A 13,898-nucleotide genomic window follows, 5' to 3' on the forward strand; every position below is an offset into this window, starting at 1 on the left:
CAGTGATCCACCATAAGAGCATAAAAATGAAAGCGTTTGATTTACAACGGATGGCACTCGATAAAGTGCCGATGGAATTCCTCGGTGAAGTGGCTTTACGCAGTCTGTATACCTTCGTACTGGTCTATCTGTTTCTCAAACTCACAGGACGACGCGGCGTGCGACAGATGTCGCTCTTCGAAGTGCTGATTATTTTAACGCTGGGGTCGGCGGCGGGTGACGTGGCCTTTTATGATGATGTCCCGATGTTGCCAGTACTGGTGGTCTTCATTACCCTCGCGCTGCTGTACCGTCTGGTGATGTGGCTGATGGCGCGCAGTGAAAAACTGGAAGATTTACTGGAAGGTAAGCCCGTCGTGATTATTGAAGATGGCGAGCTGGCGTGGGAAAAACTGAACCAGTCAAATATGACCGAGTTCGAGTTTTTCATGGAGCTGCGACTGAATGGCGTTGAGCAACTGGGACAGGTGCGCCTGGCGATCCTTGAAACGAATGGTCAGATCAGCGTTTATTTCTTTGAAGACAGTGAGGTAAAGCCTGGCTTAAGCATTTTGCCGAAGTATTGTACGCAACGTTATAAAGTCGTTCCTGAAGCGGGAGAGTATTCCTGTGTGCGATGCAGTGAAGTGATCACAATGAAAGTCGGCGATCGTCAGGCGTGCCCGCGGTGTAAAAATCCAGAATGGTCGAAGGCCAGTCGGGCAAAACGGGTCGTCTGACAGCAAAAATATCGGTCTTTTATCGTCAATCCCGAAGATTCTGTTGTGTGAGCGAACACTCATTTTTACTCGAGTTTGTTTTAGCCATTGCGGCGCGTGTCACTGAATGATAAAACCGATATCCACAGGAATAACTTATACCCAATCTCTGTTCATGTACGAAAAGAGATTGGGTTAATAACAACGCAACGTGGTGAGGGGAAATGGCTCAGGTCTTCAATTTTAGTTCAGGTCCGGCAATGTTACCGGCAGACGTGCTTAAACTGGCTCAAAAGGATCTTTGTGACTGGAACGGTCTTGGTACGTCCGTCATGGAAGTGAGCCACCGCGGCAAAGAATTCATCCAGGTCGCGCAAGAAGCGGAGCAGGATTTTCGCGATCTGTTGAATATCCCCTCCAACTACAAAGTGCTGTTTTGTCACGGCGGTGGTCGTGGCCAGTTTTCTGCCATTCCGCTGAACATTCTGGGCGACAAAACCACGGCAGACTACGTTGATGCAGGCTACTGGGCAGCCAGCGCCGTCAAAGAAGCGAAAAAATACTGCACGCCGAATGTGATTGACGCCAAAGTTTCGGTCGATGGCCTGCGCGGCGTGAAGCCGATGAGTGAGTGGCAGCCTTCTGCTGATGCAGCGTATCTGCATTACTGCCCGAACGAAACCATCGATGGCATCGCAATTAACGAAACGCCCAATTTTGGTTCCGATGTGGTGGTGACCGCTGATTTCTCCTCAACCATTCTCTCCGGACCGCTGGATGTTTCACGCTATGGCATCATTTATGCGGGCGCACAGAAGAACATTGGCCCGGCGGGTTTGACTATCGTCATCGTACGCGAAGATTTACTGGGTAAAGCGAATGTGGCGTGTCCGTCGATCCTCGATTATTCCGTTCTGAACGACAATGACTCGATGTTCAATACGCCGCCGACCTTCGCCTGGTATCTTTCCGGCCTGGTGTTCAAATGGCTGAAAGCCAATGGCGGCGTGGCGGCGATGGATAAAATCAATCAGCAAAAAGCAGAACTGCTGTACGGTGTGATTGATAACAGTGACTTCTATCGTAACGATGTCGCGAAAGCGAACCGTTCACGTATGAACGTGCCGTTCCAGTTAGCTGACAGCGCGCTGGATAAGCTCTTCCTGGAAGAGTCTTTTGCTGCGGGCCTGCACGCGCTGAAAGGCCACCGCGTTGTCGGCGGAATGCGTGCCTCCATTTATAACGCGATGCCGCTGGAAGGGGTAAAAGCGCTTGCCGATTTCATGACTGATTTCGAGCGCCGTCGCGGCTAATCAGCTGTCTCTTTTCATCCCCACAGCCTTGTCTGTGGGGTTTTTATTTCTGTCTTTTGAGAGTTGAGTTTCATGGAATCCCTGACGTTACAACCCATCGCACGGGTCGATGGCACGATTAATCTGCCAGGCTCGAAGAGCGTATCAAACCGCGCGCTGTTACTGGCGGCGTTAGCTCATGGCACCACAGAGCTGACCAACCTGTTAGACAGCGATGACGTTCGCCATATGCTCAATGCCCTGAGTGCGTTGGGGATTGATTACACTCTTTCTGCGGATCGCACCCGCTGTGAAATCACGGGTAACGCAGGCCCGCTGCACGCCGAAGGCGCATTAGAGCTGTTTCTGGGCAATGCCGGAACGGCAATGCGACCGCTGGCCGCCGCACTGTGCCTTGGCGCAAACGATATTGTGCTGACCGGTGAACCGCGTATGAAAGAGCGCCCGATTGGTCATCTGGTGGATGCGCTGCGTCAGGGCGGGGCGAACATTGAGTATCTGGAGCAGGAAAACTATCCGCCGCTTCGACTGCGTGGCGGATTTACCGGCGGACAGGTTGAGGTTGACGGCAGCGTCTCCAGCCAGTTTCTCACTGCGCTGCTGATGACCGCGCCTCTGGCACCCCAGGATACGGTGATAAGTATCAAAGGCGATCTGGTGTCGAAACCGTATATTGATATCACGCTGAACCTGATGAAAACCTTTGGCGTTGAGATAGAGAACCAGAGCTATCAGCGCTTTGTGGTCAAAGGCGGTCAGCAGTACCACTCTCCAGGTCATTATCTGGTTGAAGGAGATGCTTCATCGGCCTCCTATTTCCTCGCGGCAGGCGCCATTAAAGGTGGAACGGTGAAAGTGACCGGGATTGGCCGCAACAGCATGCAGGGCGATATCCGTTTTGCCGATGTGTTGGAGAAAATGGGCGCGACCGTCACCTGGGGTGACGACTTTATCGCCTGTACCCGTGGCGAACTGAATGCCATCGATATGGACATGAACCATATTCCGGATGCCGCCATGACTATCGCGACAGCCGCGTTGTTTGCCAAAGGTACGACAACGCTTCGCAACATTTATAACTGGCGGGTGAAAGAAACTGACCGTCTGTTTGCGATGGCGACCGAACTGCGCAAAGTCGGCGCGGAAGTGGAAGAGGGGCATGATTTTATTCGCATCACGCCGCCGGCACACCTGAAGTTTGCCGACATTAGCACCTATAACGATCACCGTATGGCGATGTGTTTCTCGCTGGTGGCGTTATCTGATACGCCGGTTACGATCCTTGACCCGAAATGTACCGCCAAAACCTTCCCTGACTATTTCGAACAGTTGGCGCGTATCAGTACCCCTGCCTGATTTCTCTCTTCGCGCCGGTCAACTGGCTGGCGCGATATCGTCTGTATCTGTACTTTTTTCCTGTTACTGCTAATGCTAACGTGTTGATGATTTAATATTTTGATTTATATGCGTTTTATTATAAATATCAACGGAAGATTAGCATGAAAAATAAATCACTCCTGATTACGATTGCAGTATCCGCAGCGCTGCTGGCGGGATGTAAAAATGGCGTTAATGGTGACATGCTCGCCAGTTCGGGCATGTCGGCCTATAAAGCAGCCACGCTTTCTGATACCGATGTCAAAACGTTGTCCAGCAACGCCTGCAAACAGATGGATAGCCAGAATCAACTTGCGGGAAAAAGCAGTAAATACACCAGGCGTCTGGGTAAGATTGCCAAAGCTCTGGGAAATAATATTGATGGTACTCCGGTCGATTATAAGGTCTACATCACTTCTGACGTCAATGCGTGGGCAATGGCGAACGGTTGTGTTCGCGTCTATTCCGGTTTGATGGATCTGATGACCGATAATGAAATCGAAGGGGTATTAGGTCACGAGTTAGGTCACGTCTCTTTAGGGCATTCCCGCAAAGCAATGCAGACGGCTTATGCTACCCTGGCCGCGCGTGATGCGATTTCTGCCACCAGCGGCGTGGCTTCACAACTCTCTCAGTCGCAGTTAGGCGATTTGGCTGAAGGGGTGATCAACTCGGCGTTCTCCCGCAGTCAGGAATCTGAGGCTGATGACTTCTCCTATGACCTGATGAAAAAACGTGGCATCAATACGCAGGGGTTAGTGAGCGCATTCGATAAGTTAGCCACAATGGATGCCGGCCACGCTAAATCCCTGATGGATTCCCACCCGGCGTCAGCCGACCGTGCTCAGCATATGCGTGACCGTATCGCTGAAGATAAAAAGTAAAACATTGTCATCTTTCGGGCTGGTTTCTCCCCGGCCCGCTATAATTGCGCAATTATTCTTCACCTGGTGACAGACTAAATCGGTTTTTGCACACAACGTTAACGATTGTGGGCGTTGGCGCGTATAATGCGCGGCGTTTACGTTAACAGAACGCCTGTTTAAGGAGATAAAGATGACGGCAATTGCCCCGGTAATTACCATTGATGGCCCAAGCGGTGCAGGAAAAGGCACCTTGTGCAAAGCGATGGCGGAAGCATTGCAATGGCATCTGTTGGACTCTGGCGCAATCTATCGCGTGCTGGCGCTGGCGGCATTACATCATCATGTTGATGTTGCATCGGAAGACGCGCTGGTTCCGCTGGCAACCCATCTCGATGTCCGCTTTGTTTCAACCGACGGAAATCTGGAAGTGATCCTTGAAGGGGAAGACGTCAGCGGTGAAATCCGTACGCAGGAAGTCGCCAATGCCGCCTCTCAGGTCGCCGCATTCCCTCGCGTACGTGAGGCACTGCTGCGTCGTCAACGCGCTTTCCGTGAAGCACCCGGACTGATCGCTGATGGACGTGATATGGGGACGGTGGTTTTCCCGGATGCGCCGGTCAAAATTTTCCTTGACGCCTCCTCAGAAGAACGTGCACATCGCCGTATGCTACAGTTGCAGGAGAAGGGCTTTAGTGTTAACTTTGAACGCCTTTTGGCCGAGATCAAAGAACGTGACGATCGCGACCGAAACCGTGCTGTAGCGCCGTTGGTTCCCGCTGCTGATGCTTTAGTTTTAGATTCCACACGATTAAGCATTGAGCAAGTGATTGAAAAAGCGCTACAATACGCGCGCCAAAAACTGGCACTCGCTTAAGAGCGACCGAATTTGCAGTACCCCCGTTGCAATGGAATGACAGCGGGTATGTTAAACAACCCCATCCGGCACGGAGCCAGGTGGACGTTAAATATGAAACCTGAAGATTAAACATGACTGAATCTTTTGCTCAACTGTTTGAAGAATCCTTAAAAGAAATCGAAACCCGTCCGGGTTCCATCGTTCGCGGTGTTGTTGTTGCTATCGACAAAGACGTTGTTCTGGTTGATGCAGGCCTGAAATCTGAATCTGCAATTCCTGCAGAACAGTTCAAAAACGCGGCTGGCGAACTGGAAATCCAGGTGGGCGACGAAGTTGATGTTGCTCTGGATGCAGTAGAAGACGGCTTCGGTGAAACACTGCTGTCTCGTGAAAAAGCGAAACGTCACGAAGCATGGATCACGCTGGAAAAAGCTTACGAAGATGCTGAAACTGTTACCGGTGTTATCAACGGCAAAGTTAAGGGCGGCTTCACTGTTGAGCTGAACGGTATTCGTGCGTTCCTGCCAGGTTCACTGGTAGACGTTCGTCCGGTGCGCGATACGCTGCACCTGGAAGGCAAAGAGCTTGAATTCAAAGTCATCAAGCTGGATCAGAAACGCAACAACGTTGTTGTTTCTCGTCGTGCCGTGATCGAATCCGAAAACAGCGCAGAGCGCGATCAGCTGCTGGAAAACCTGCAGGAAGGCATGGAAGTTAAAGGTATCGTTAAGAACCTCACTGACTACGGTGCATTCGTTGATCTGGGTGGCGTTGACGGCCTGCTGCACATCACCGATATGGCATGGAAACGCGTTAAGCATCCGAGCGAAATCGTAAACGTTGGCGACGAAATCACTGTTAAAGTGCTGAAGTTCGACCGCGAACGTACCCGTGTATCTCTGGGCCTGAAACAGCTGGGCGAAGATCCGTGGGTAGCTATCGCTAAGCGTTATCCGGAAGGTACTAAACTGACCGGTCGCGTAACCAACCTGACCGACTACGGCTGCTTCGTTGAAATCGAAGAAGGCGTTGAAGGGCTGGTTCACGTTTCCGAAATGGACTGGACCAACAAAAACATCCATCCGTCCAAAGTTGTTAACGTTGGCGACGTAGTGGAAGTTATGGTTCTGGATATCGACGAAGAACGTCGTCGTATCTCCCTGGGCCTGAAGCAGTGCAAATCTAACCCATGGCAGCAGTTCGCGGAAACCCACAACAAGGGCGACCGCGTTGAAGGTAAAATCAAGTCTATCACTGACTTCGGTATCTTCATCGGCCTGGACGGCGGCATCGACGGCCTGGTTCACCTGTCTGACATCTCCTGGAACGTTGCAGGCGAAGAAGCAGTTCGTGAATACAAAAAAGGCGACGAAATCGCAGCAGTTGTTCTGCAGGTTGACGCAGAGCGTGAGCGTATCTCTCTGGGCGTTAAACAGCTGGCAGAAGATCCGTTCAACAACTGGGTTGCACTGAACAAGAAAGGCGCAATCGTAAACGGTAAAGTGACTGCAGTTGACGCGAAAGGCGCAACCGTAGAACTGGCTGACGGCGTTGAAGGTTACCTGCGCGCTTCTGAAGCATCCCGTGACCGCGTTGAAGACGCTACCCTGGTTCTGAGCGTGGGTGACGACGTTGAAGCTAAATTCACCGGCGTTGACCGTAAGAACCGTGCAATCAGCCTGTCTGTTCGTGCTAAAGACGAAGCTGATGAGAAAGATGCCATCGCAACTGTTAACAAACAGGAAGATGCAAACTTCTCCAACAACGCAATGGCTGAAGCTTTCAAAGCAGCTAAAGGCGAGTAATTCTTTGATACTTTGGGAGGTTTCGTCCCGAAGTCAGATGAGAATACTTGACAGATTATAGAATTCGTTCTGTAATCAATGACAAAGGGCGGCTACGGCCGCCCTTAATCAATGCAACAGCAGCAGCTTATTGGAACCGGAGGAATCATGACCAAGTCAGAATTGATTGAAAGACTTGCCACTCAGCAATCTCATATTCCCGCGAAAGCGGTTGAAGATGCGGTCAAAGAGATGCTGGAGCATATGGCCTCGACTCTTGCACAGGGCGAGCGTATTGAAATCCGCGGTTTCGGCAGCTTTTCTTTGCACTACCGTGCACCACGTACCGGGCGTAACCCGAAGACTGGCGACAAAGTGGATCTGGAAGGGAAATACGTTCCGCACTTTAAGCCGGGTAAAGAACTGCGCGATCGCGCCAATATTTACGGTTAAGTTTTTCGCACAACGTAACCTCAGAAAAGCACCTTTACGGTGCTTTTTTCTTGCCTGCTTTTCAACCCTGGAATGCCGCTCGCATTTCATGTTGCACATTGCCGGGCGGCGATGAAAATCGCGGAATCATGGCCGTAAATCCTTCATTCTCCTCCTGACAATCCCGGCTCAGACCTGCACACTGCCGCCAACACGGGGGTGTGTATGAAATTAACGACGGTCAGTCTGTGTGCATTAGGGGGAATTTTCCCTTTATTTTTGCTACCTGCGCTGCCGGGGGGATGGCTTGTTAGCATCCTGTTTGTGCTGGCCTGTCTGCTCGGTCTGCTCCGCTGGAAAGTGGCACAGTACGCTGGGCTTCTCCTGCTGTTTTTTCTCTGGGGCGTCATGGCGGCGAAACAGTCTCTGTGGGCGGGAAATACGTTGCCCGCCGCCACGCAGGAGACCATCGTTGAGCTGACGGCCACGGATAGCATGACGACACATGCCGGGCTGATCACGCATCTTAATGGGCATCGGCTTTTCCCTGCCGTCGGTATTGTGCTTTATAACCAATATTTGCCAATCGCGCCGTGCGCGGGACAACGTTGGGCGATGACGCTGAAGGTCCGTGCCATGCACGGCGAGTTGAATGACGGCGGATTTGATAGTCAGCGTTATGCCCTGGCACAGCATCAGCCGCTCACTGGCCGATTTTTACAGGCAAAGATTGTCGATAGCAAATGCAGCTGGCGAGCGCGCTATCTCGCCTCGTTAACGGATTCTCTGGAAAACTATCCCTGGCAGCAGGTAATACTAGGTCTGGGGATGGGGGAGCGCCTGCTGGTGCCACAGGAAGTCAAAGCGATCATGCGCGATACCGGCACGGCGCATCTGATGGCAATTTCCGGCCTGCATATCGCTTTTGCGGCTTTACTGGCAGCAGCTCTGATTCGCGGCGTGCAGTTTCTGCTGCCGATCGGTGCAATTCGCTGGCAACATCCTGTGATTGGTGGGCTTATTTGCGCTGCGTTTTACGCCTGGCTGACCGGGTTACAGCCTCCGGCGCTACGTACGGTGGTGGCGCTGCTGGTGTGGGGGGCACTGAAATTATGCGGGCGGCAATGGAGCGGATGGTCAGTCTGGTGCTGCTGTCTGGCGGCTATTCTGGTTGTTGATCCCGTCGCCGTGATCTCGCAAAGCTTGTGGCTTTCGGCCTTTGCCGTTGCGGCGCTGTTATTCTGGTACCAATGGTTTCCTTGCCCCGCCTGGCCCACATCACGTGCCGGGCGCTTGCTGGTTGAACTGGCACACCTGCAACTGGGGATTACCTTGCTGCTAATGCCGCTACAAATCGCACTGTTCCACGGTATCAGCCTGACGTCGTTTGCTGCGAATCTGTTTGCTGTCCCGCTGGTTACGTTTGTCAGCGTCCCGCTGATCCTCGCCGGAATGGTGGTCCATCTCACTGGTCCGCTGCTTCTTGAGGGCGGACTCTGGTATCTGGCCGATCGCTCACTGGCTGCACTATTCTGGGCGCTCAATCACTTGCCTGCGGGGTGGATCAACATTGATGCCCGTTGGCAGTGGCTGGTCTTTGTCCCCTGGTTGATGCTACCCGGTTGGCGATTTATCGCCTGGCGCGTTTTCCCCGGCCTGTGTCTGGCGACGCTGGCGTTGCTGAGCTGGCCGTTCTGGAGTCCGGTGCGCACTGACGCCTGGCAGGTGCACATGCTGGATGTCGGGCAGGGGTTAGCGATAGTTATCGCCCGTAATGGTAAAGCGTTACTCTACGATACCGGGCTGGCCTGGCCGGGAGGTGACAGCGCCCAGCAGATAATCATTCCGTGGCTGCGCTGGCACCACTTGCAGCCAGAGGGGATTATTCTCAGCCATGAGCATCTCGACCATCGCGGTGGACTACACTCTTTGCAGACAACCTGGCCAGCGCTTTGGGTGCGCAGTCCGTTAGGCTGGCAGGGGCATCTGCCGTGTTACCGCGGTGAGACGTGGCAATGGCAGGGACTGCGTTTTAGCGTGCACTGGCCGTTGAAAGGAGACCCGACGCAGGGGAATAATCACTCTTGCGTCGTAAAGATTGATGATGGTACGCACAGTATTCTGCTGACGGGCGATATAGAGTCCCCCGCGGAACTGAAAATGCTCAGTCATTACTGGCAGCATCTTTCGGCGACGGCAATCCAGGTACCACACCATGGCAGCAGTACCTCTTCTTCACTGGCGCTACTTCAGCGCGTTAGTGGCAACGTGGCGCTGGTCTCCGCCTCACGCTATAACGCCTGGCGATTGCCGTCATGGAAGGTGAAGCAACGCTATCTGCAACAGGGTTACCGGTGGTGTGATACCCCGCATCAGGGGCAAATTTCGCTGGATTTTTCAACACAGGGCTGGCAGGCCATCAGCCTGCGGGAGCAAATTTTACCTCGTTGGTATCATCAGTGGTTTGGCGTGTCAGACGATAACGGGTAGAATATGCGGCTATTTCAACAGATGCTGGTTTCTTGAATGCATAACGATAAAGATCTCTCTACGTGGCAGACGTTTCGCCGACTGTGGCCAACCATTGCGCCTTTCAAATCGGGTCTGATCGTGGCGGGTGTTGCGTTAATCCTCAACGCGGCCAGCGATACCTTCATGTTATCGCTCCTCAAACCATTACTGGACGATGGTTTTGGTAAAACAGATCGCTCAGTGTTGCTTTGGATGCCGCTGGTGGTTATTGGGCTGATGATTTTACGTGGTATCACCAGCTATATCTCCAGCTACTGTATTTCCTGGGTATCCGGCAAAGTGGTGATGACCATGCGTCGTCGCCTGTTCGGTCATATGATGGGAATGCCGGTTTCCTTCTTTGACAAACAGTCTACCGGGACGCTGCTGTCTCGTATTACTTATGATTCTGAACAGGTAGCCTCTTCGTCTTCCGGTGCGCTGATTACCGTTGTGCGTGAAGGTGCATCGATTATCGGCCTGTTCATCATGATGTTCTATTACAGCTGGCAGTTGTCGATAATCCTGGTTGTGCTGGCACCTATTGTGTCGATCGCGATTCGCGTAGTCTCCAAACGTTTTCGTGCTATCAGTAAGAATATGCAGAATACGATGGGGCAGGTGACAACCAGCGCGGAGCAGATGCTGAAAGGCCACAAAGAGGTACTGATCTTCGGTGGTCAGGGAGTGGAAACGAAGCGCTTCGACAAAGTCAGTAACAAGATGCGTTTGCAGGGGATGAAGATGGTTTCTGCCTCTTCCATTTCCGATCCTGTCATCCAGTTGATCGCTTCACTGGCGCTGGCGTTTGTGCTGTACGCGGCTAGCTTCCCAAGCGTGATGGACAGCCTGACGGCAGGGACGATCACCGTGGTCTTCTCCTCAATGATCGCCCTGATGCGTCCGTTGAAGTCGTTGACTAACGTTAACGCCCAGTTCCAGCGTGGGATGGCCGCATGCCAGACTTTATTTGCCATCCTGGATAGCGAGCAGGAAAAAGACGAAGGTAAACGTGTGATTGAGCGTGCGACCGGCGATCTGGAATTCCGCAATGTCACCTTTACCTATCCGGGGCGCGAAGTACCGGCGCTGCGTAACATCAACCTGAAAATTCCGGCGGGCAAAACCGTTGCGCTGGTGGGGCGTTCAGGTTCCGGCAAATCAACCATTGCCAGTCTGATCACGCGTTTCTATGACATCAATGAAGGTGAAATCCTGATGGATGGTCACGATCTGCGGGAATACACCCTGGCCTCGTTACGTAATCAGGTCGCGCTGGTGTCGCAGAACGTACATCTGTTCAACGACACGGTGGCGAATAACATCGCCTACGCGCGAACTGAGCAGTATAGCCGTGAGGAGATCGAAGAAGCGGCTCGTATGGCTTATGCCATGGACTTTATCAATAAGATGGATAACGGCCTTGATACGGTGATCGGTGAAAACGGCGTGCTGCTTTCCGGTGGTCAACGTCAACGTATCGCCATCGCGCGTGCCTTACTGCGTGACAGCCCGATTCTGATCCTTGATGAAGCCACGTCAGCGCTGGATACCGAATCTGAACGCGCCATTCAGGCGGCGCTGGACGAACTGCAGAAAAACCGCACCTCGCTGGTGATTGCGCACCGCCTATCAACTATCGAACAGGCCGATGAAATTGTGGTCGTGGAAGATGGGCTGATTGTGGAGCGCGGTACGCACAACGAGCTGCTGGAACACCGCGGCGTCTACGCGCAACTGCACAAAATGCAATTTGGTCAATGATCGCACGCATCTGGTCCGGTGAGTCGCCCTTGTGGCGACTGTTACTCCCACTTTCCTGGCTATACGGCCTGGTGAGCGGGGCGATCCGTCTGTGCTACACGCTCGGGATCAAACGCGCCTGGCGTGCACCGGTGCCGGTGGTGGTGGTCGGTAATTTGACGGCAGGTGGCAATGGCAAAACGCCGGTAGTGATCTGGTTGGTGGAACAACTTCAGCAGCGCGGTCTTCGCGTTGGGGTAGTTTCTCGTGGATATGGCGGCAAAGCCGCGTCCTATCCCTTGCTGCTGAATGCCGAAACCACCACGGCGGAAGCGGGTGATGAGCCGGTGCTGATTTATCAGCGCACCGGCGCGCCAGTTGCCGTATCGCCCAACCGGGCTGACGCGGTAAAAGCGATTCTGGCGCATCACGATGTGCAGATTATCGTTACTGATGATGGTCTTCAGCACTACCGTCTGGCGCGCGATGTCGAGATTGTGGTGGTTGATGGCGTTCGTCGCTTCGGCAACGGCTGGTGGCTACCGGCAGGTCCGATGCGGGAGCGAGCAGGTCGCCTGAAAACGGTGGATGCGGTTATTGTCAATGGCGGTATTCCGCAGGCGGGCGAGATCCCGATGCATCTGGCGCCAGGACAGGCTGTGAACCTGCGTACCGGTGAACGTCGTGATGTCGCGCAATTGAAAAATGTCGTGGCAATGGCCGGTATTGGTCATCCGCCACGCTTTTTTGCCACGTTAGAATCCTGTGGCGTACAGCCGCAAAAATGTGTTCCTCTGGCGGATCATCAGGCATTGACTTCGCATGATGTCAACGGCCTACTAAACGGGTCGCAAACGCTGGTCATGACGGAGAAGGACGCCGTGAAGTGCCGTGCCTTTGCCGAAGACAACTGGTGGTATCTTCCTGTCGATGCACATTTGTCGGGGACTGAACCTGAGACATTACTCGAAAAATTGATCTCGCTGACACGTTAGCGCACCACCATGACGGCAGCGTACAAATGAGGGAATCATGAATGTCGTTGCCGTACCTCTCACTTACGGATGCCCGTAACCTTCATCTCGCCGCCCAGGGATTGCTAAAAAAACCACGTCGTCGCGCGTTGGCAAGCGATATCCTGCCGACGATTACCCGTATGTCGCTACTACAAATCGATACCATCAATATTGTCGCCCGCAGTCCCTACCTTGTGTTGTTCAGTCGACTGGGCAATTACACCCCACAGTGGCTGGATGATGCGTTGGCGCAGGGTGAACTGATGGAGTACTGGGCCCATGAGGCCTGTTTCCTGCCGCGTAGTGATTTTACGCTGATACGCCACCGGATGCTGGCACCTGAAAAAATGGGCTGGAAGTACCAGGCGGCGTGGATGGAAGAGCATGCCGGCGAAATTGAGCAACTGTTGCAGCATATTCATCAAAATGGACCGGTACGCTCGGCTGACTTTGAGCATCCGCGTAAAGGCAACAGCGGCTGGTGGGACTGGAAGCCGCACAAGCTGCATCTGGAAGGGTTGTTTACGGCAGGAAAAGTGATGGTGATTGAGCGTCGCAATTTCCAGCGCGTGTACGATCTCACTCATCGCGTGATGCCACACTGGGATGATGAACGCGATTTGCTACCCCGGGCGCAAGCAGAATCTGTCATGCTGGACAACAGTGCGCGCAGCCTGGGTATTTTTCGTGAGCAGTGGCTGGCAGATTACTACCGCCTGAAACGTCCTGAGTTACAAAACTGGCGCGACGTGCGGGCTGAACAGCAGTACATCATTCCGGTAGAGGTCGAAAAACTTGGTCGGCTGTGGTTGCATGCGGATTTGCTGCCGCAACTTGAACAGGCACAGGCAGGCAAGCTGACAGCGACGCATAGCGCGGTACTGTCGCCGTTTGATCCGGTGGTTTGGGATCGCAAACGTGCGGAGCAACTGTTCGATTTCAGCTATCGGCTGGAGTGCTACACGCCAGCCCCAAAGCGCCAGTATGGTTATTTTGTCCTGCCTTTACTGCACCGGGGTCAGTTGGTGGGGCGGATGGACGCCAAAATGCACCGTAAGACGGGCGTACTGGAAGTGATTTCTCTCTATCTGCAAGAAGGCGTAAAGCCAGGAGTGACGCTGCAAAATGGGCTACAGCAGGCGATAACCGATTTTGCCCGCTGGCAGAATGCCGTTCGCGTGACGCTCGGCCGCTGTCCGGCAGGGATATTTACGCAATGTCGACAGGGGTGGGAAATAGACGCAGTCGCATGAGCGAGTATGATAAGATCTCTGCATTCATTACCCGGTCCATCTGGAGGAA

General features: G+C 53.3%; 11 protein-coding genes. All 11 read left to right on the forward strand.

Annotated elements, in window-relative coordinates; genetic code table 11:
* Positions 1–26: 26 nt before the first annotated feature.
* The 11 genes from ACQ0PY_RS08960 (at position 27) to ACQ0PY_RS09010 (ending at position 13,849) form a co-directional block, all read left to right on the forward strand.
* A complete protein-coding gene (locus ACQ0PY_RS08960; protein WP_109740096.1) occupies positions 27–719 on the forward strand; it encodes a DUF421 domain-containing protein in 693 nt (230 codons plus the stop codon).
* Between the two features lie 203 nt (positions 720–922).
* Entirely contained in the window at positions 923–2,011 is a 1,089-nt protein-coding gene (gene serC, locus ACQ0PY_RS08965; RefSeq protein WP_043001195.1) for a 3-phosphoserine/phosphohydroxythreonine transaminase, read from the forward strand.
* Positions 2,012–2,083: 72 nt separating this feature from the next.
* On the forward strand, positions 2,084–3,367 hold the full coding sequence (aroA, locus tag ACQ0PY_RS08970; RefSeq protein WP_044256343.1) for a 3-phosphoshikimate 1-carboxyvinyltransferase: 1,284 nt from the start codon (positions 2,084–2,086) through the stop codon (positions 3,365–3,367).
* Between the two features lie 143 nt (positions 3,368–3,510).
* A complete protein-coding gene (gene loiP / locus ACQ0PY_RS08975) occupies positions 3,511–4,272 on the forward strand; it encodes a metalloprotease LoiP (protein ID WP_043001193.1) in 762 nt (253 codons plus the stop codon).
* Between the two features lie 172 nt (positions 4,273–4,444).
* Positions 4,445–5,128 carry a (d)CMP kinase gene (cmk, locus tag ACQ0PY_RS08980; protein WP_042320210.1) on the forward strand — a complete coding sequence of 228 codons (684 nt, stop codon included), beginning with the start codon at positions 4,445–4,447 and terminating at the stop codon, positions 5,126–5,128.
* 113 nt (positions 5,129–5,241) lie between these two features.
* Positions 5,242–6,915, forward strand: a complete 1,674-nt coding sequence (gene rpsA, locus ACQ0PY_RS08985) for a 30S ribosomal protein S1 (RefSeq protein WP_042320207.1) — start codon at positions 5,242–5,244, stop codon at positions 6,913–6,915.
* Between the two features lie 147 nt (positions 6,916–7,062).
* Complete coding sequence (gene ihfB / locus ACQ0PY_RS08990; protein ID WP_002463068.1) at positions 7,063–7,347, forward strand: integration host factor subunit beta; 285 nt, start codon at positions 7,063–7,065, stop codon at positions 7,345–7,347.
* A 204-nt stretch (positions 7,348–7,551) separates the two neighbouring features.
* Positions 7,552–9,816 carry a ComEC family protein gene (locus tag ACQ0PY_RS08995; protein WP_109740098.1) on the forward strand — a complete coding sequence of 755 codons (2,265 nt, stop codon included), beginning with the start codon at positions 7,552–7,554 and terminating at the stop codon, positions 9,814–9,816.
* A gap of 36 nt (positions 9,817–9,852) precedes the next feature.
* Entirely contained in the window at positions 9,853–11,601 is a 1,749-nt protein-coding gene (gene msbA, locus ACQ0PY_RS09000; RefSeq protein ID WP_043001191.1) for a lipid A ABC transporter ATP-binding protein/permease MsbA, read from the forward strand.
* Positions 11,598–12,575 carry a tetraacyldisaccharide 4'-kinase gene (lpxK, locus tag ACQ0PY_RS09005; protein ID WP_109740099.1) on the forward strand — a complete coding sequence of 326 codons (978 nt, stop codon included), beginning with the start codon at positions 11,598–11,600 and terminating at the stop codon, positions 12,573–12,575. Before msbA ends, lpxK begins: the two co-directional genes overlap by 4 nt.
* Positions 12,576–12,616: 41 nt before the next feature.
* Positions 12,617–13,849: a winged helix-turn-helix domain-containing protein gene (locus ACQ0PY_RS09010; protein WP_109740100.1), complete on the forward strand. Its 1,233-nt coding sequence runs from the start codon at positions 12,617–12,619 to the stop codon at positions 13,847–13,849.
* Positions 13,850–13,898: the final 49 nt, after the last annotated feature.

It is taken from the genome of Citrobacter sp. LST-B2, from assembly GCF_057983045.1.

Coding starts and splice junctions, on each gene's coding strand:
- ACQ0PY_RS08960 (WP_109740096.1), top strand. CDS start 27: ATGAAAGCGTTTGATTTACAACGGATGGCACTCGATAAAGTGCCGATG.
- serC (WP_043001195.1), top strand. CDS start 923: ATGGCTCAGGTCTTCAATTTTAGTTCAGGTCCGGCAATGTTACCGGCA.
- aroA (WP_044256343.1), top strand. CDS start 2,084: ATGGAATCCCTGACGTTACAACCCATCGCACGGGTCGATGGCACGATT.
- loiP (WP_043001193.1), top strand. CDS start 3,511: ATGAAAAATAAATCACTCCTGATTACGATTGCAGTATCCGCAGCGCTG.
- cmk (WP_042320210.1), top strand. CDS start 4,445: ATGACGGCAATTGCCCCGGTAATTACCATTGATGGCCCAAGCGGTGCA.
- rpsA (WP_042320207.1), top strand. CDS start 5,242: ATGACTGAATCTTTTGCTCAACTGTTTGAAGAATCCTTAAAAGAAATC.
- ihfB (WP_002463068.1), top strand. CDS start 7,063: ATGACCAAGTCAGAATTGATTGAAAGACTTGCCACTCAGCAATCTCAT.
- ACQ0PY_RS08995 (WP_109740098.1), top strand. CDS start 7,552: ATGAAATTAACGACGGTCAGTCTGTGTGCATTAGGGGGAATTTTCCCT.
- msbA (WP_043001191.1), top strand. CDS start 9,853: ATGCATAACGATAAAGATCTCTCTACGTGGCAGACGTTTCGCCGACTG.
- lpxK (WP_109740099.1), top strand. CDS start 11,598: ATGATCGCACGCATCTGGTCCGGTGAGTCGCCCTTGTGGCGACTGTTA.
- ACQ0PY_RS09010 (WP_109740100.1), top strand. CDS start 12,617: ATGTCGTTGCCGTACCTCTCACTTACGGATGCCCGTAACCTTCATCTC.